The 18902-nt window shown below is 35.0% G+C and carries 16 protein-coding genes; 7 read left to right on the top strand and 9 right to left on the bottom strand.

Annotated elements, in window-relative coordinates; translation table 11 throughout:
• Positions 1-41: 41 nt before the first annotated feature.
• The 5 genes from QP953_RS00440 to QP953_RS00460 form a co-directional block, all read right to left on the bottom strand.
• Entirely contained in the window at positions 42-230 is a 189-nt protein-coding gene (locus tag QP953_RS00440) for a DUF5522 domain-containing protein (RefSeq protein ID WP_052595554.1), read from the bottom strand.
• 10 nt (positions 231-240) lie between these two features.
• The gene (locus QP953_RS00445) at positions 241-1224 is read right to left on the bottom strand and encodes a MoxR family ATPase (protein WP_052595556.1); all 984 of its coding nucleotides are present in this window, start codon (positions 1222-1224) and stop codon (positions 241-243) included.
• Positions 1225-1319: 95 nt separating this feature from the next.
• Positions 1320-2666: a DUF4350 domain-containing protein gene (locus tag QP953_RS00450; protein ID WP_052595559.1), complete on the bottom strand. Its 1347-nt coding sequence runs from the start codon at positions 2664-2666 to the stop codon at positions 1320-1322.
• Between the two features lie 111 nt (positions 2667-2777).
• Positions 2778-3512, bottom strand: coding sequence for a DUF4129 domain-containing protein (locus tag QP953_RS00455; protein ID WP_197043817.1), 735 nt, complete (start codon positions 3510-3512; stop codon positions 2778-2780).
• Between the two features lie 10 nt (positions 3513-3522).
• The gene (locus QP953_RS00460) at positions 3523-5403 is read right to left on the bottom strand and encodes a stage II sporulation protein M (RefSeq protein WP_309553631.1); all 1881 of its coding nucleotides are present in this window, start codon (positions 5401-5403) and stop codon (positions 3523-3525) included.
• Between the two features lie 733 nt (positions 5404-6136).
• Here QP953_RS00460 and QP953_RS00465 point away from each other — a divergent pair.
• Both QP953_RS00465 and QP953_RS00470 read left to right on the top strand, forming a co-directional pair.
• Entirely contained in the window at positions 6137-6868 is a 732-nt protein-coding gene (locus QP953_RS00465) for an RDD family protein (protein WP_052595566.1), read from the top strand.
• A gap of 169 nt (positions 6869-7037) precedes the next feature.
• Complete coding sequence (locus QP953_RS00470; protein ID WP_309553632.1) at positions 7038-8297, top strand: START domain-containing protein; 1260 nt, start codon at positions 7038-7040, stop codon at positions 8295-8297.
• Positions 8298-8299: 2 nt separating this feature from the next.
• On the opposite strand, the gene QP953_RS00475 is transcribed toward QP953_RS00470, so the two are convergent.
• From QP953_RS00475 to QP953_RS00485, 3 genes are all read right to left on the bottom strand, one after another.
• Positions 8300-9325, bottom strand: coding sequence for a zinc-binding dehydrogenase (locus QP953_RS00475; RefSeq protein WP_052595569.1), 1026 nt, complete (start codon positions 9323-9325; stop codon positions 8300-8302).
• A gap of 87 nt (positions 9326-9412) precedes the next feature.
• Entirely contained in the window at positions 9413-9670 is a 258-nt protein-coding gene (locus QP953_RS00480) for a hypothetical protein (protein WP_309553633.1), read from the bottom strand.
• A gap of 7 nt (positions 9671-9677) precedes the next feature.
• Positions 9678-11030, bottom strand: a complete 1353-nt coding sequence (locus tag QP953_RS00485; RefSeq protein WP_052595574.1) for a DUF58 domain-containing protein — start codon at positions 11028-11030, stop codon at positions 9678-9680.
• 780 nt (positions 11031-11810) lie between these two features.
• On the opposite strand from QP953_RS00485, the gene QP953_RS00490 reads away from it, so the two are divergent.
• From QP953_RS00490 to QP953_RS00510, 5 genes are all read left to right on the top strand, one after another.
• On the top strand, positions 11811-12935 hold the full coding sequence (locus tag QP953_RS00490) for a hypothetical protein (RefSeq protein WP_156039717.1): 1125 nt from the start codon (positions 11811-11813) through the stop codon (positions 12933-12935).
• 217 nt (positions 12936-13152) lie between these two features.
• Positions 13153-14253, top strand: coding sequence for a hypothetical protein (locus QP953_RS00495; protein ID WP_052595579.1), 1101 nt, complete (start codon positions 13153-13155; stop codon positions 14251-14253).
• Positions 14234-15394: a hypothetical protein gene (locus QP953_RS00500; protein WP_052595580.1), complete on the top strand. Its 1161-nt coding sequence runs from the start codon at positions 14234-14236 to the stop codon at positions 15392-15394. Before QP953_RS00495 ends, QP953_RS00500 begins: the two co-directional genes overlap by 20 nt.
• Positions 15395-15551: 157 nt before the next feature.
• Positions 15552-16706: a hypothetical protein gene (locus tag QP953_RS00505; RefSeq protein WP_052595582.1), complete on the top strand. Its 1155-nt coding sequence runs from the start codon at positions 15552-15554 to the stop codon at positions 16704-16706.
• Between the two features lie 131 nt (positions 16707-16837).
• Positions 16838-18037: a hypothetical protein gene (locus QP953_RS00510; protein WP_309553634.1), complete on the top strand. Its 1200-nt coding sequence runs from the start codon at positions 16838-16840 to the stop codon at positions 18035-18037.
• Between the two features lie 72 nt (positions 18038-18109).
• On the opposite strand, the gene QP953_RS00515 is transcribed toward QP953_RS00510, so the two are convergent.
• Entirely contained in the window at positions 18110-18874 is a 765-nt protein-coding gene (locus QP953_RS00515) for a hypothetical protein (RefSeq protein ID WP_063833077.1), read from the bottom strand.
• Positions 18875-18902: the final 28 nt, after the last annotated feature.

Raw genomic sequence — 18902 nt, forward strand, 5'->3', positions numbered from 1 at the left:
TTAGGCTCTACTACTCTAAAAAAAAGCTTTGACCACAAGGATCAAAGCTTTTTTTCGTCTTTAGGATAAGGACAGTGTCGACAACCATTACCACAACAATACCCTCTTTTTTGATGGTATAGTGCCGTAAAAACATATAGACCATTCTCAATATAATAGTCCTGCCCTTCTACTAATGGTGCAGGCTTCTTTTCTGTAGGTTTATCCTTTCTTTTTATAAATTTAAACATTGTTTTGTTCTTATCGTGGCACCTCAACTTTTGCAATTATATCCTTAATAACATCTTGAACATCCATTCCTTCCATCTCTCGCTCTGGAGTTAGAATAATACGGTGGTTGAGTACAGGATATGCCACGTATTGAATATCGTCTGGTGTAACAAAATCACGTCCATTGATTGCCGCAACAGCTTTTGCGGTCTGCATAATTGCTAACGAAGCACGAGGCGAAGCGCCTAAAAATAAATCTCCATTGTTTCGAGTATTGTGCACCAAAGCAGCGATATAATCTAGCAATTCATCTTTAATGTGGATTTTTTCAACTATTTCTTGGCATTGTTTAATTTCTTTTGCGTTTAAAACAGCGCGAACATCTGAAATCTGGCGTTTTGAGAAATCATCACGGAATCGACGTAGAATTTGCTGTTCCTCACTCAATTGAGGATAAGTTAGTTGAATGCGGAATAAAAAGCGATCCAACTGCGCTTCTGGCAATTTATAAGTTCCCTCTTGTTCTATAGGGTTTTGCGTGGCAATTACCATAAAAGGAAAAGCCATTTTGTATGTTTTTCCATCAACTGTAACTTGCTTTTCTTCCATTACCTCAAACAAAGAAGCTTGCGTTTTGGCTGGTGCACGGTTGATCTCATCAATTAGCACCATATTAGAAAACACTGGTCCTTTATTGAACATAAACTCCGCTGTTTTCATATTGTACACACTTGTTCCAGTAACATCTGAGGGCATTAAATCTGGTGTAAACTGAATTCTAGAAAAATCTACATTCAAGGTTTGAGCCAGTAATTTAGACGCTAATGTTTTGGCAACTCCAGGCACGCCTTCTAAGAGAACATGTCCACCCGCAAAAATGGATATCATGATCAATTCTATTAGATTGTCTTGTCCAATAATAACCTTTTGGACTTCCTCTCTAACTTGATCTACCGTTTCTTGTATCTTAGCAACGGACACTTCTTCTGCGCCCCAAGAATAATCCTCATTCATGTTTTGTTTTAATTTTTATTGTTCTCTAGTTTTTTTTCTAACTCTTGTTCTTTTTAACATATTCACCAATGCAGTGTATCTTCAAACAATAATTTTTAAACAACCTCTTTATCAACAAACTGCATTTTATGCACCTCCTGGTGAAATTTATCAATTAAGAGATAAAAGTTATTTAAAGTGTCCACATCTACTTTGGAGTAAGGTTGTTGCAATATTTTTCTTAACCTAAAATACTCTACAAATATGTCGTTAATAATTTCCTTATCTACTTTTGAGCGAACAGCAATTCTATGAATCAGCTTATCATCCAAATCTCTCGTCACCAAATGATATCGTTGTCGCAAGTGTGCCAAGAAAAGGTGCATTTGCTTTTTAATAATTCCTTTGTGATCTTGTTGCTGAAAATACAAACGACCTATAGTTTCTACAAATTCCAAAGAAGTATTTCGATTCGTTTCTAAAATTGGAATTTTACGTTGTCTACGCTTGGCGCCAAATAAAACATAAATAATTCCTAAACTAATAAATAAATACCAACTCCACCTTAAAGCCGGCTGAGAGAAAATATACTCTAGAGGTGACTTAGCAGCAATTTGAGGCTTGTCATCCCTTTTAGCATCTTTAGCCTTGGGTCTCATAGCACTTTCTCTATCCCAATACAATTGATTGGTTTTGATATGAGAAAGTACATTATTGGCATAGTCAATTCCTGCTGTGTCAACCAAAAACAAATTAGAAAACATAACTGGATTGGTATGAAAATAGAAATGCCCCTCTCCTACTTTTAAACGAACAAAATTAATATACTCTTTTTCTTCTTGATCAACGAAAGTTCCCAATGAAGCTAAAGGGTAAGCTCTATATCTAGATTGGCTTTCATCGCTATCACAAAAGGCTGTAGAAGGGATAAAATGCCAATAATGTGCTCGTGCATAATTTTCATATAAATATTCGAACTCGTAATAATGATCGTTAATAGCAGGGTGTTTAAAACTTGCATACACTTTTTCCTTTGTTACGGTTCGGTTTCGGCCGTCCCAGTTAGACAAGCCTCCACAATCTTCGGCATAGAGTAGAATTTCTGCTAAGCTATCATTTATATTTTCCGTAATAATAAAAGCGTCTCCTCCCGCTCGAACATACTCCCTCAAATGCCATGCTTCATCCTCTGTATATTTAGCTTGTTGACCAATATACAAATAGCTTGTTCCCTTTGCTTCTTCTTCTTTTTTTGATAATTTAGTCTCAACTCGCTCCTCCAATACATCCAATTCAAATTGGCTTTCTAATAAATCATACAATACTTTCATATCGTATGGATTTTCACCCTCTACCTCATAGCTGTGTTTCCAACGATAGTAACCAGGCTGATTGCTCGCAAAGTATACAATCAGTCCAATTAGGACGATACCACCAATCAATAATGGAGCAAATTTATTCATATTATAAGGCTACTTGATATTAAATGTATAAGGATTAAGGGTATTCGCATTGGCAATCTATTCATGCTTACATTGCGACTTTTAGTTTTCTATTGTTAATCTATTTTAGCATTACTTAATAGAAGCCAATAGGTTTTTAAAATTAATTCGAACTTCCTCAAACTGACCGCCATCAAACGCTGTATTACTATACCAAACGTACTCAAAAATTCGAGTAACGGCTTTAAAATCTTTTAATTTAGGATGGTTCTTGTTTCGGAGCTCTCTCATATAGTGTCCATTTGTTTTATCTTTTTTCCATTCTATCACCCCTTTGGCAGCTAACTCTTTGATAATTGCCAAGTAGTACAATCGTATTGCCAAGCGATAATCTTTGTCTGCCAATGCCTGTTTCAAAAAACCTTCAACATCCGCCTCTTGCAAGTTGGTCTCAATTTGCTCTAATGTTACTGGCTTGCGTCTCCTAACCTCTTTATTAACCAACACCGCATCCCCCGCTACTACTTTAAAAACAACAAAAGCAAGTATGATAACAGCCAAGAACACTAATAATGTTTGTGCAAAGTCTTTAAATGAAAAATTAGATGGTTCTCTTGGTGGTGGCGGTGCGACATTGCCAGTTCCACTGGTATTCTGTGTTACTTTCTTTTTCTTTGTTTTTTTAGCCTTTGGTTTCTTAGAATATTTCATTCCTTGGGCTGTCTTTTTCCATTCTGCTTTGTCAACAGTTCTTACCGTCAAGGTTTCATTTTGGTAAGCCTTTGTAGCATCATTGGCATAGAAAGTTGTAGAAAAACCAACCACAAACCATAAGATTAGACCTATATAGAGATTCTGTTTTTTCATTCTTTTTGATTTAACTTTCTTTTTCCATTCCATAAGAAATCTTGCGAACACCAATGTTGGGTATTTGTTCAAACAAATCTGTTGCTTCTTTCGTTTCTTTAAAACTAAAAAAGCCTATTCCCATAACGACAAAAACTAGTGGAAATAAAAAACAAAACATATAAGAATGCAAGAAAATATAAAACCCTTGACGTACCAATTCCAAATCTGTAATAGGCAGTGCATTGACCAATACTCCTAAATAAAAGCTAGCAATGGGCGCTGTTATCATAAATAAAAAGATCAAGCACATTCCTCCTATTACCAAATAAGCCCCCATCATAACCACCCAATTTCCTCCTACAACTGTTAACATTCTACCTATACCAGACAATAAATTAATGTTCTCATTAAACACGGTTGCCAAAGTCATTAATATCATCGGAATAGCAAAAAGAAGCAGCAAAAACAACCAACCTTCTGTTGCTAATAAACACAGATGAGCAGCTGTTATGCACAATAAAGTAGCACTAATTGTCTTAAAAAAGAAGGCAGCATTATACACACCCCCCTTTTGCTTGTTGGCATCCTTTTGTACCCAGAAAAAGACAACGTAAGCCATAATGGTAGACGCAAGCACATTCAACCACCATGTCATTGAAAACTCACCTGTCAATAATAGTTGAGATACATTTGTCAAAGTATATTCTAACAACATCCACGGATTATCCAAAAACTGCTCAATACCAACAATTGTATTAAACGTGTAGTTGTCTCCTTGCCACAATAATAAAACGGTGTATATAGCTGCCAATAAAAAAGAAAGCAATGCCGTCGGTTTTATTAACTGGCGATAGAAGATAAAAGCATCGCTAAAAATCTGAGCACTATTCTTAATTTGATTGTATTTTATTTCAGTAGATTGAGCTGGTGGCAATTTAACTTCTCCAATAAATGAAGTGAACCCTTTTTGGGCTTTCATCCAAGGATAAACAATATAATAACTAATGATAAAGGCAAAAGAACCAAAAATAACGATTCCTCGAATAATATAGGAGGCTCCAGTATAACGTGTGATAAACCCTTCTATAAATGCTGCTAAGACGATTAGAGGCAAAATGGTCAGCATAATTAAGAGTCCTCTTCGAGCAGACAGTTGCAAGCTTTGTATTCGGCTCAGTGTTTTTGGAAAAACTAGTCCGCTTCCCAACGTCAACCCTGCTGCTCCAGCAATTATGATACAGGAAATTTCTATCGCTCCATGCATCCATATTGTAAAAAATGATTGCATATAAATCCCTTCTCGAATAAAGAGATACTGAAATGCCCCTAGCATAATCCCATTCTGAACAATGACAAAAATAGTTCCTACGCAAAAAAACAACCCAACAATAAAACAAAGGGTCGCAACCATTAAGTTATTCTGTGCAATACGAAAAAACATCTCTCTAGCCTTAGGGTCTTCATAAACAGCCATTGGTTTTCCATTCGCAATGTTCTCCATTGTCATATCAATGTACTCATCTCCTAAGATAACTCTAGGAAAATCGGCATCCATATAAGACGAAAACACGCCAATAAATGCAGCTCCTAAAAAAAGCAATAGGGCTAAATAAAAAGCGTTTCGAGATTCATAAATTATTTGAGGAACCGTTTCTTTCCAAAAGTCCAAAAACTTAAACAGGCGTCCTTTGCGATTTTTATAGACACTATAAAAAACTTTTTGAGCTATATTGTTTAAATATACTCGAACCGAACGATTGGGGTAAAATGTCCTAGAATACGACAAGTCGTCGGTTATTTCTATAAACAAGTTACTCAACTCATCAGGATTGGCATCGCCTTTCCCTAAGTTTCGTTCAAATTTAGCCCACTTGTCTTTGTTTTGTTTTATAAAATGAGTTTCACGCATTTGAGATTGGGTTGTTAGAACTTGTACAAAAAGTTGCAAATTGATGGTCAAAAGCTAGTCTCTTCTCTTGAACAAATTTAATGCTAAGAAAATTCACTCTAACATCTTTTAGTTTTGTCTTAAACGACAATTTCCCTACCGTCTATAATATTCTTTATCAAAATGCTTATTTACATTAGTAGTTAGCTTTGTTACTCCCTTCGGTCATGAGCTCGCATAGCTCGGTTCGCTGCTACTTCGTGGTCGTTGATTTTTTGCTTTTTTACCAAAAAGATAAAAAAGCACATTTATATTAGTTTCAATTTAAAACTAGGGATTAAAAGAATTATAGCTTCTTGGGATTTCTTTTGTTTATTTTGTTGTTATGCTTGTATTGCCTTTTGAATGAGGGTTAAATGACAAAAATTCAAGTAGGCACATTCTACAATATAAATAAGATTCTTTTTCTTTTCAACAATAGTCCACTAAAAAATCGCATTAAATCCCTTCCTACATCTTTGGTTGTTGGTCTCTTTCATACTATTTGGGAACCAACAAACCTTATAAAAAACTGACTAACAAATAGATAATAGATCTCCATTTCTTTTTTTACAAAGAAAAACAAAGCAACTCTATGAACACGAATTAATTAGCAGGTAATGATTTCAATAGAATCCACATTTCTTATTTGCTTTTAACAACATTTTTTTTGTATATTTCATATACTATCAAATACCAAAATCCATTTACTTAAATGAAAACAATCGAAATCAATACCGCTCAAAAGGTAACCATTCAATACGAGTTGGCAACACTTGGCAATCGCTTTTTGGCATATTTTATTGATTTATTAATCATGGCAGGTATCATTACCTTTCTATTAATTTTGGGACGGTCAGCCATTCAGAGCTACGACAATATGTTGGTATTTGTTTATCTAATTTTAGCTCCGATCTTTTTGTTTTATACGCTCTTTTCTGAAATTGTCATGCATGGGCAAACCATTGGGAAAAAATCAATGGGCTTAAAAGTCGTTAAACTCAATGGCGATGCTCCAACAACACACGACTATGTCATGCGTTGGATGTTTCGTTTTGTTGATTTGTGGATTTCTTTGGGCTCGGTTGGTGCTTTGTTAATCAACGCCTCTCCCAAAAGTCAACGTTTGGGTGGCTTGTTGTCTGGTACAACTGTAATTCGCACGACTTCTCAACGTACCTTCACTTTAAATGATATTTTGAAAATTTCTACTCTAGATACCTATAATCCCAGCTATCCACAAATTCGTAAATTTAACGAACAGGATATGCTATTTATTAAAAAAGTATTGGAACGTGAACGCCGCTACCCTAATCCTGCTCATAAAAAAGCTGTTGCTGAATTATCAAAACATGTTGCCCAGCAACTAGATATTGCTACTATTCCCAAAGATCAAAGTAAGTTCTTGCGCACACTTATCAATGATTACATCGTTTTGACGCGTTAAAAATAAGTTGAGCCCTCATCTTGTAGGACAATTAATTCCTTCTGTCCACTTCCTTTGTGATGTATTCAAAGAAGCACCTCTTTATTAAACATTTGGTTAAACCTATTGTTAAAAAAGATACAACTGGATTTAACAAATAATTGGTACTTCTTCTTAATGCATCCTACTTATGGCTACTCCATTACAAACACTCCAAACCATTCCTCAAGAACTAGATGCTTCTGATTGGCAACTAGAAATAGATCATACTGACATTCAAGTTTATTCCAAATCAAATGCGTCTAATTCGGGTGTTATTGGTTTTAAAACTATTACAGAGCATCCCATTCCACAAGCTGTTGTGATTAATCTACTCAAAGATGTTTGTGGCGCTATGCACCGCATCAACGATTTATTTGTTTTAGGAGAACAATTGCGCACATGGTCTGTGCCTATAGATTCTGAAGGTTCTTTGGTTCGCACTTCTTTTCAAATGCCTTTTCCTATGGTCAATCGGGAGTTTCTACATGGTCTCCATAGCCAAAAACTAGATGACAAAACTTACTTGGTTGGTTATACGCCTACTGAAGCTCTTGACATTCCTGTACAAAAAAACTATGTTCGTTGCCCGATGTCTATTTCGGGACAACGTATTTCTATTGTAGACAGTGGCACTACCAAAGTAGAACACCTAATGGTCTATCGTTTGGGAGGTGCTATTGGTCCATTTATTCAAGATCATTTTTTAAAAAAATCACATATCAATGCTTATATCAAAGAATGGCGTAATTTGAGAACATTTTTATATCCTACTCCTATAGATCAAATCAATTATACACAATTAGCTAATATTGCTCTAAATACCCTTCAAGTTAGTGCAACATGGGCAACCATTGGCAAACCCAAGGTAGGACAAGTCCGAGTTGGTCGCCTTCCTTATAGCCCTCGTTCTGCATTTCGTACCGATATTGTGGTTGAGGCACCTTTAACAAAAGTTGTAGATGTCATTGCTGACCAATCTTTAAAATACTTGCCTCAATGGAATAAGGAATTTATTCAAGGCAATGTTTTAAAAATTGTAGAAGAAAGCCCCAAAAAAATGGCATGGATTATTCAAGTCCATTATCAAACCCCTCCTTTATTGGCCAATCGGGAATATATTTATTACTTTTCTAGAGAATGGTTGAATGACAAAGAAGCATTAATTATTTATAACTCGATTCAACACCCTTCTCCTGTACCCAAAGGTTTCGTCCGAGGCTTGTTGTACCCAACAGTGCATCGTTGTATTTATCAAAGTGCCCATTCCACCAAAATAGAACATGTTTTAGTAACCGATTTAAAAGGCAATTTATCTACCTTTCAAGATTCTTTATTAAAAGCAGGGCTAGCCCAAGCACATTGTAGGGATATGGAAAATCAAAACCGTCTATTTCAAGATTTGTCGTAGCATTACCAATGTACAGCTACTTTTCCGATAGACTTTCGCTCTCCTAAAAAATTGTGCGCCTTAGCAATATCATCTACAGAAAACTTGCCCCCAATAGTAGGGTTAAGAATACCATCATTAACCATTTGCACCACACTTTGGATACAATATTTCAGCGCATCGGGTCTATTATCAGCTACACGCAACATATTAACTCCTGTTACGCCTTGTGATTTTAATAAAAGTTCAACAGAAGCCAAAAAGCCAAAACCAAATACAAGCTTCAAATCACCAAAAACACCTTTGCTCTTGCCTGATCGGCTAGCAGCACCATAGCAAATGATCCGCCCTGTTCCTTTCGCTAATAATTTACGAGCTTTTTTAACCGCACTACCTCCTAAACTATCAAAAGCAACATCTATAGCATTTTTGCCCGATGTCTTTTCAATATAAGTCGCAAAATCTGTCGTATTATAATTAATCGGGTGATCAACACCAAGGCTTCGCAGGTAATCTAATTTTTCTTCTGAGCCTGCCGTTCCATATACAATACAACCCTTGTGCTTGGCCATTTGAACCAACGCTGTTCCAACACCACCCGCAGCAGCTTGAATCAACACATGTTCTCCTTTGTGCAATTGAGTCGTGTAAGCAGCACAAAAATAGGCAGTAGCATACTGTGTTGCTAGAGCAGCTGCTACACAATAATCCATTTCATCAGGTATTACAGCCGCAGCACGAGCATCTGCAACGGCATATTCCGCATAACCTCCAAAGCGAGTCAATGAAACAACTCGTTGCCCTACTTCAAAGTCTTTCACATCTTTTCCCACAGCATGAATTTTACCAACAACCTCATACCCTAATACTGTTGGTAGTGGTGGGCAATCTTGGTATAAGCCTTGACGAGCCATTACATCGGCAAAATTTAGCCCAAAAGCTTCTGACTGAATACAGATTTCATGATCTTTTGGGGTAGGAATTGGACGTTCTTGTATTTCAAAAGCTTCTTCTGGTTTTCCAAATTTGGTTAGCACTACTGCTCTCATGATTATAGTTGTTTTGACGATAAGTGAGCTTCTATAAATACCTAATGATATTTTTAGGGTGCTTACTTATTTTATAATTGGTGTGTGTTATTTTCTAGTGTAAAGGGTATAGTTTTGGCAATTTTTACATTGCAATTCCATCCAAAGCAGATTGCTTTCCTCCTCTTCTGTACTTTGTGCAAAACGCAACTTGGTTTCTTTGCTCTCACATACAGCACAAGGGTAGCCTAATGCAGGCATGTTTCCTCCTTTTCCTTCTGTAAATGCTTTATCGTTGACTTCTATTTTCCACTCTTCGCCCATTTCTTTTTGAATCGGTGCGGCTACTTTTTGCTTTTTTGCCATATTCTTTTTAAATCATTCCCCGAGATTTCATCTCAAGGTATTTGTTGACACTATTTACCGAAAGGTCCTCTGGTCGAGTCAAAATCACTTGAATGCCATACTGACGCAACTCTTGAACAATGCGGTGTTTTTCTTCTACAAATTTAGAAGCAATAGTTTTATAATAAATTTCTTCTGTAGTGGTTGCTTCTTGATGAGAATAGTCCACTATTTCTGTATTTTCAAAAAAGACAACCACTAATAAATGAGCGGTATTAATGCGGCGCAACAAAGGTAATACTCTAGCCATAGCCGAGTAACTTTCAAAATTGGTATACAAAAACATCAAGCTTCTTCTTCTTATAAATTGCTTGGTTGCCGTATACAACAGTTCGTAATTTGCCTCATAGTTTCGAGGCTGTTCCTTGTACAGCGTTTCAATAATTCGATTGAGTTGTTTGGGACCTTCTTCTGCTTTGACAGTCGCACCTATTTTATCAGAAAAAGTCATCAAACCCGCCTTATCGTGTTTTTGCAAAGCCACACTAGAAATAACCAAACTTGTATTGATCGCATAATCCAATAGGCTCATCCCATTAAAAGGCATTTGCATGGAGCGCCCTTTGTCAATCACAGAGAAAATCTGTTGAGAGCGTTCATCTTCAAATTGATTGATCATCAAATCATTTCTACGGCTGGTCGCTTTCCAATTGATACTTCTATAGTCGTCCCCTTTTACGTAATTTCTAATCTGTGCAAACTCATAACTTGTACCCAATCGACGCACTTTTTTCACCCCTCTCATGGTAGATATTCGAGCAACTGCCATCAAAGAGAAACGATTCATCTGCATAATAGATGGGTACACTAAAATTTTTTGTTGTTGTCGTTTTTTAATTCTTCGCTCTACCAACCCTAAGACAGAGTGTATAAATAGATTTACATCAAAAAAAGTATATTCACCTCGAATTGTTGGACGTAGCTTGTAAGTATATGTTTTGGATTCATCTGGTTCTAAATAGTCTTTTATCTCAAAATCTCTTTTTTGAAATTCTACAGGCAACTCATCTATAATAGTAATCCCCAAGCCCAAACCATATTTATTGTGTAATTTTAATCGAATCGTATTTTCATCTCCTAATGATAATTGTCTGGGCAAAGTACGTTCGCAAGCAATCTGCACCCCTTTGTTAAACAACAAAAAAACATCTACTACTACAATAGCAACCGCCGCCACCAATGCTGCCTTGGCTACTGGCATTAGAAAATAGAAGGGAAAACTGGCAACAAATAGAGCTATGACAGCACCAAATAGCCAGAAAAATCGGGCTCCAAGAAAGACATCTTGGAGGGTAAGTGTTCTAATTATTTTTTTCCACATAAGTATTATTTCTACAATTTATTGGTAGTCTAAACTATCAATAACTTATTTAGGGCTATTTGAGTTAAGCAATTAAGGTTTGTTGACAATTGTAAGTGAATTACTTAAAGATGATTTTCTTTATTCAACACAAAAAGTTAGGCTTTTTTTGTATAAAAAACAATTTTGTTAGCCGTTGAATCTACTGTATGTTCAAAAAAACAGGAACGGCTTCACTTTAGTTCAGATTAAATGGGATAATGTCGCGTATCTATTTGTTTTCTATAATAGTAGTTGTTTAAAATTTGAACCTGTTCTTATTTTTTCATAAAAAAAGATTTTTTTTTGTTGGAGGCAGCGGATTATTATTTCGTCTCGTTTTATAAACAAAGGCAATTTTTTTCGTTACGTACCCAATGGTCTTATTATATAAGATCAAAGTAAAAGGCTAAAACAAAAGTTTACTAGAAGCAAACTCTTGTTACAAATTTTAAGGCAAATCTGAGCGGATTTGCCTTTTTGTTTTTAGTAGCCTTTGGCTTTTCTCTCAGATTGGCTTACTTTTGGTATATTACAACCATTAACCAACAGTTTGTGTTGTCACACAATCATAGATTTATGTTGTTGATTTAACTTATTGTCTTCATTTATTAGGTACTCTATAAAGTAAGTTTCTATCATTTTTACAGAGTACTAAGCAACTTTACTCAACTATCTATTTGCATGAATATCTTGTCAAAGATCATTTTCATTATCGTTTTTTCTTGTACTTTTTCTTTTGGGCAATCCCAAATTAAAGAGATGGTAATACTATCCTATGGTATTGGGAAACAGGACAGTCTGATTCGATTCCGAAAAACCATGCAATACGATACTCTTGGGCGATTGATGCAGAAGCAGAATTATTATTATCATATTCGAGATAATGGGCGATTGACAAAAGAAGAAAAAGCCTTCTTTGATCTGGACAAGCAGGTTTTGACAGAAGAAATTATTGATTATCCTGAAGGGAAAGAGCCACTTCGACAAAAATTAATCACACGCTATTTGGATTATCAAGCCAAAGAAGAAGACAGCAAGTACATCTTGCGCCAATTGTATGATAAGTTTGGAGAACTAGCCAAAGAAGACACTTTAACTTATGATGAGCAACAGAATTTGACAGAGTTATGCAGTTATAACTATACTGGCAGTACGTCTTTATCATGTAATTATTACACTTACAAAGATAGTTTAAAAACTAGATGGACAACTTATGCCAAGTGGAATACAATTAATATAAAAGGAGATGTGGTAGAACGGTCTGGAAAACGAAGAGACTACCGTTATAAATACAATAAAAAGGGACAATTAACACATACCTGTGGCAAGTACTACAAGAACCGTTTTCGTCAAAAAATTAAATATGACAAACAAGGGCATATTGTAGAGGATAAAACTATTTTAAGAAGAAAAATTAAGCAGGTCGGTAGTAAAGATAAACCTCCTAAAAAGAAATATCGAATCAACAAAGAGGAACATATTTTAACCTATAAGGATGGACGTTTGATTTCAGACATCAAAAGCATTAATAAAAAAGAAATCAACAAAAAAGAAGTAACCTATGAAAATGAACACATTAAAACTGTAAGAAAAACAATTAATGGTGCACTATTAGAAGAAGTTATTTATAGTTATAATAAAGATTGGAAAATTATAGAGAAGACAAGCAACCGCTATACTAAAAAGGGAAAAATCCACTATAGAACCATCTCTTACTTTGATGAGAAAGAAAATTTAATTAGAGAAGAGCAAAACATGGGGGGAAAAATTTTGTCTATAACAAGCTTTGTATACGATAGTCTAGGGAATTTAATAGAAAAAAGTTTATCGTCACATAATAATAAAAGTTTAGAAAAAACGCTGTATATTTATAAATACTACTAACACCAACTGTTCTTAATGTCTTCATTTTGCCTCTTTTGTGCATACAAAAAGCACTTTGAAGCAAGGCAAATTTGCAGTTTAGAACATGTTTTTAACCTAAATGAAAAATGTAGTACTGTGCATTTTATTGTAACAACGGAGCAGCTCTTTTGCTTCAACACGAGCTTAATAAATAAAAAAGCAGTTGCTATTCATTGAAAAACAAATAGATACAATTATGAAAAATACACTAATAATGCCATTCTTGCTATTCGTAGCTTTTGCATTATCAGGTACTTTACAAGCACAAGATGCGAAAATAAAATCGGTCGAATTCAAATCCTACGAACGACTCCCTGACCAACCTAAAGATTCTGACCTAATCCTTACTAAGAAGGAAATAAAAGAATACGATGAAAAAAATCGTATGATCAAATTAGAATTGCACTTGGCCAATCCGATTGGTGAGCTGGTCAAAAACAAAATTCGCACACAAGAATGGCAGCAAAACTTTAGAACAGATGAAGTCGCTACCTTTGACGAGATGGGAGATCCTATTTTAACGACCAAATCTTATATCTCGAATAAGAGTAAACTAACCATTAAGGAAGAATATACGGACTACATCAAAGCTCCTGGACATCAATATACCAAAATGTTCAGTTATACATCGACGGGAAAACCTGAAAAAATTACGTTGACCAATAAAGATAGTCGTAAAGTTGGAGAAGAAGTATATAAGTACAACAACGACAATGAAGAAACTTACTATAAAAAGTGGGAAGTGCTTCCAAATGGAAAGAAATATATGGAGATCAAAAAGACAGCTTATACGCAAGAGGGCTTTTTGGCTTCTTCTGAAAAAATGGTCAAAGATGGAAAAGATGTTTATAAAGATTTAATCACATTTCAACGCAACAAGGTAAAAGAGCACCTTAAGTTTAAGAATGGTGAGCAAATTAGCAACTTTGGTGGTGCTAAAGCTGGCTATGATCCTAGCAAAGCTAGGGTTTTGATGGAATTTGGTGGTGGCGATAGTGGCGGTGGCGGCTTCGGTGGTTTTGGTCTGTGGACCAATGAAGATGAATTTGACGATAAGGGTAATAAAATAAAAACTACTCAAATGGCTGGCGAAGAGATTACGCAAATTATCACGTATTCTTATGACAAAAATTCAAATCTTACTGAAACCAAAAAAGTCTCTTTTCATGAAGGCAAAGAAACCAGCAGCAGCAAGGAGGTCTTGGAATATGATCGCCATAATAACCTCTTAAAAAAGGCGCTTTATCAGGATGAAAAACTAATTTCTAAGTATACCTATGACTATACATATTTTTAAAATTTTTATTAGGTTCTTTCTATTTAGTTTGCTATCGGTACTGTTTGTGGTATTGGTAAGCTTTCAATCTCGTTTGCCTACTTCCTCTCCCAAGCCTCAAATCAAAACTCAAATTCATAAAACATTTGAACTAAAAAACAACGAAGCGATTCTTCAAAAACATACAGAAACAAAATACAATATACACGGTGAAATTATCGAACAGGCTGAATACACAGAAACAGATTTGGGAAAAGCAGCCTTGGAAAAATTAAAAATCATAAAATACAATGTAGAAGGTCTCTATATTGGTAATATGGTCTACAATCGAGATAATGCGCTAATTTGGAGTGAGGAAAATGAATATGACGAAACGGATCATGTAATTAAAATTACTCATACAGATTATATTCAGCCTTCCAACTCTACTTATACTACCTTGGTTTATGACGATGAAGATCGGGTGGTGCTAAGCAAAACATACAATCAAGCAGACAATCAGTTGAGTGAGCAAAAACGAACGTACTCTGCTACAGGAGAGCTCCTATCCGCCATCGACTGGTCCTATACGTATCAAAATTCTAAGTCAATAAAAAAAACAATTAGTTTAGAAAACCAATACAACAACAAAGGGCAAATTGTACAATCAACATTGCTTTCTCAAATAGGAAAAAACAGACTGAAGGATATCAAGTTGTTCAAAAATAATGCGATTATTGATTGGATCAAATATAAAAATGGTCGAATCGTAAGCCAATTTACAGCTGCCACAAGAGATACGACTGCTATTATAAAAGAATATGCCATCCCCCCTCCTATTCCAGAACAGAGGATCGTTTTGGAATACGATGATGCCAAAAGGGATCCACTAGAAAACATCCCGCACACTCCTTTCAAAACAGTTACGTACAAAACAAATAAATATGGTCTTCCTTCTAAAAAAATTACCAGAACTTATAATCAAGTTTCTGAGGTAGTCTATTATTTTTACAACGATAAGGAGGAATTAGTATCTGAAAAAACACACAACAAAATCTCCAGAGATACAGACGAAGTTAAGTACGAATACGACTCTTATAGTAATCCAGTAAAGAAAATGATTTTTCATAATGAAAAACAGGTGCAAGAGCATTTGTATCGTTACGAATATTATGGTTTATAATTGCAACTATTCTAAAACAATGCAAATGAATACTTAATTCATATTTTTATTGTAATAATACAATTAGCTATTTTTAACTCCCAAAACTTGGTATCCTTCTTGCACAACAAGAAATAACTACATAATTATTTTAGTAATCTAAATTGCTCTTAGGTCTATGCATAGAGAAAAATCTACAACTTTTATACTTATAATTTTATTAGGCTCTTTCTTCTCATTAAGCACCCATGCGCAGAAGCTTCAAATAAAATCTATTTTGCACCAACAGTATATACCTAATGACGAGGGCAAAATGGAATTGGCAGCGCAAGTAAAAAGAGAATTTAATTTGTTTAATAAACTTGCTCTTTTTGAAGAATACAAAGTGGATAAGGACGAAAAGTTAGAACTAACGGTCCAAGAAAAACTAAGCTACGACCCCAAAGGACGCCATCAAAATACGCTAAAATATAATGGCGAGGGTATTCTTCAAGCCGAATCCAAAATCTATTGGGATGAGTACAACAACAAAAGCAAAGTAGAGCAAATCAAATACGACGATGGCCAACAAACTTCTGTCGCTGTTACTTATTTATTAGAGTATAATAGCGAAGGTCAGAAAGAACAAGAAAAATTCTTTGATATTGATGGGACACAAATCAAGGGAAAGACTTGGTTCTACAACAATCAAAAAGAAATTAGCAAGTCGCTTCTTTGGATTGAGAATCGCAAAGAGCCTCGCAAAGAAATTTTGACCAACTACAAACGTAATAATGATGGCGACTTAGTACAGTCTATTACAACAGAGAAAGTCAATGGAAAAGAATTTAGAAAAGATATTCGCTATTTCAGCAACAACTATGTTGTTGAATGGAAAACATTTATTGATGGTAAACTAGAAAGTCACTTTTTTAACGAGTATAGAGATAGTGTTATCATTCGTACTACTCGCCAAAACAAAAGGCAAGTATTAACATTAGAAGAAGCTGCTAAAGAACAGGAACGCATCAATAAACGGACAAGTAAAAGTAAAATATCTAAAGCCAATAAGGATACTGATATCTTTGTCACGAATACAGAATATGATGCCTATGGCAATATTCTAGTGACCACCCAAAGCATCAATGATCGGGTTCTTACAGTAACTCAATATGCTTATGATGACTATGGCAATCAAATTAAATTGCTAAAGGTGGATAAAGAAAATGACATCAAGGAAGAAACATTAAAAGAATATGATGACTGGGGGAATATCTCTAAACAGATTTTCAAGAAAAATGATAAAATCGTAAAAGAAGATCATTATACTTATGAATATTTTCCTAGAGACTAAATATACTTGTCTATTAAAAAAAGTTGGTCGTTCGTTAATTTACTTTGATCAACGACACCAATCCATAAAATAGTCTAATATCTGTCAATTCTTGAGTTGACAGATATTCTTATTTTAAATCAACATGCTTTATGAACTATTATTACCTTATTTGTTTTGTCCTTTTTTTTAATTTTTGGGGAAGCTCATCTATCCTTAATGCTCAACCTCAAAGAAATTTAGATAGTGTTCAAACTATAATCCATACAACTTATAAATATAAAAATGGTGTTCCTCAGTTGTCTATGACAAAGGAAAGTGTTTACGACACCAATGCTATACTTATCCGTCAAGATAGATACCATTACATGGCTGTCGATACAGGATTTGCGCCCCGTACGCACTATTCTTTTGAATACAACCCTGCTCGAAAATTGGGTAGTTATTATACAGAACAACTAACCCATAGCGACAAACCCAAGCGTCAGTATAGCAAGCAACTTTCGAAATTCAAGAGTTATGACCACGAGCACAAACGTGAATGGGTTCGCTTGTACAAAAAAAACAGCAATTTGATGTTGCGTCAAGTCGAAAAAACCTTTGACAAAAATGGTTTTCCTACACAAACAAAAACGACCAACTACGATACTTCTCCCCCCAATAGTTCTTTAGAAAAAGTAAGCCGCAATGCCCTAGGTAATATTACCAATTGGGAATCCTTTGATGATGATGGAGATACAAAAATGCAAGCCCGTTCCTTTCAAGCAACTTATAAAAACGATAGCTTACTACTCCAATCTACAGGATATTTATACCATAATTGGAATCAAGTAATCAACAAGTACGATCGCTACAACCAACTAAAGAAAACAATTTTGAGGGCTGGTACTAGAGATTCTAATGGCAAGGTAAAACGAACCGACCAAACAATTACCACATACAAATACAATCTACCAGTAAAAACGATCGAAAAAAGACTGAATAAGAAGGTAAAAACAATTACCTACACATTTAATGATAATGAAGAAATTCAACTGGTTGTAACTCCTGAAAAAACGTATGAAGAAAAGAAAACGTATGTTTATTTGGATAGTAGCAAACAACTTTTGACAACCTATACAGAAACCCTAGAAGGGCAGCCTTTTGTAAGAAAAGAAATTACTTATGATACAACTTCTAAAATTCAGACTTACACCGAAATTGAATATCGAAAAAATGGCAAGGACTGGAAAACCGTCAAAACGTATAACAACCGTGGCAATTATACACACATTGACTTTTTTATTGCCGATAAATTAAACAAAAGAGACGTGTATACATACACCTACTTTCCAAAAAAAGAAGAGGACTAACACGCTCTAAATTACAAAACGTCTAATTGGATATATCCCCAATTAGACGTTTTTCATTAAAAGCTTTAAATACTACTTTTTGTCTTTGGCAAAATCAAAAGTATACACCAACCCAAAGTCGACAAAGTGAAAAAGAGCAAAATTGTATACTTGAGCAACCGATGCTCCCCCTTCTATTAATCGATACCCTGCTTTGAGTTCTAAAGCATCAATTAAGTCATAGGTTACTCCCAAAAAGATATCTTCTGCTCGCCCTTGTGGTCCAACCAAAGCATCTCCTTTTAGCAAAATAGACAACTTCTTAATTGGAGAGTAAATTAGATTGAAACTAATTAACGGAACCGCTCCTAAATCAGTATCTTCTGCCGTCCGACCTTCTTGCTCCAATGCAATTCGAGCATCTCTCAAAAGAACAGAAGCACCTATTCCAAATCTTATTTTTTCTTTTCGAACGATATTATAACGATAACTCAATCGATAAGTATTAAATTTATAATACCCTGTAATATCATCGCCACTAAACGTCCTTCCTGCAAAATCAATCACTTGATTTTTGTAACTAACATACCGAAGTTCTAAAGGCGCTGCGGTTAACTGTATGTCATGTCGATCAATAATTGTATACGATACCTCTGCTCTTATAAATGGATTGATAGATTGCGGTCTAAAATCACTACTTAGAGAAAAAAATGTTCCTTTATCAACATCACCATTTGGTGTGCGGACGTCATTGTATTGATTAAAAGCAGTACCTGTTTCTACCGCCACTCTTAGTTGAGCGTTTGCAACTTGTATTCCCAATAAAAAGAAACTCGCTAGTAATATTTTTTTTATCATAATTCTTGCTTTTTCTTTATACAACACC

Source organism: Aureispira sp. CCB-E (genome assembly GCF_031326345.1).
Classification (GTDB): domain Bacteria; phylum Bacteroidota; class Bacteroidia; order Chitinophagales; family Saprospiraceae; genus Aureispira.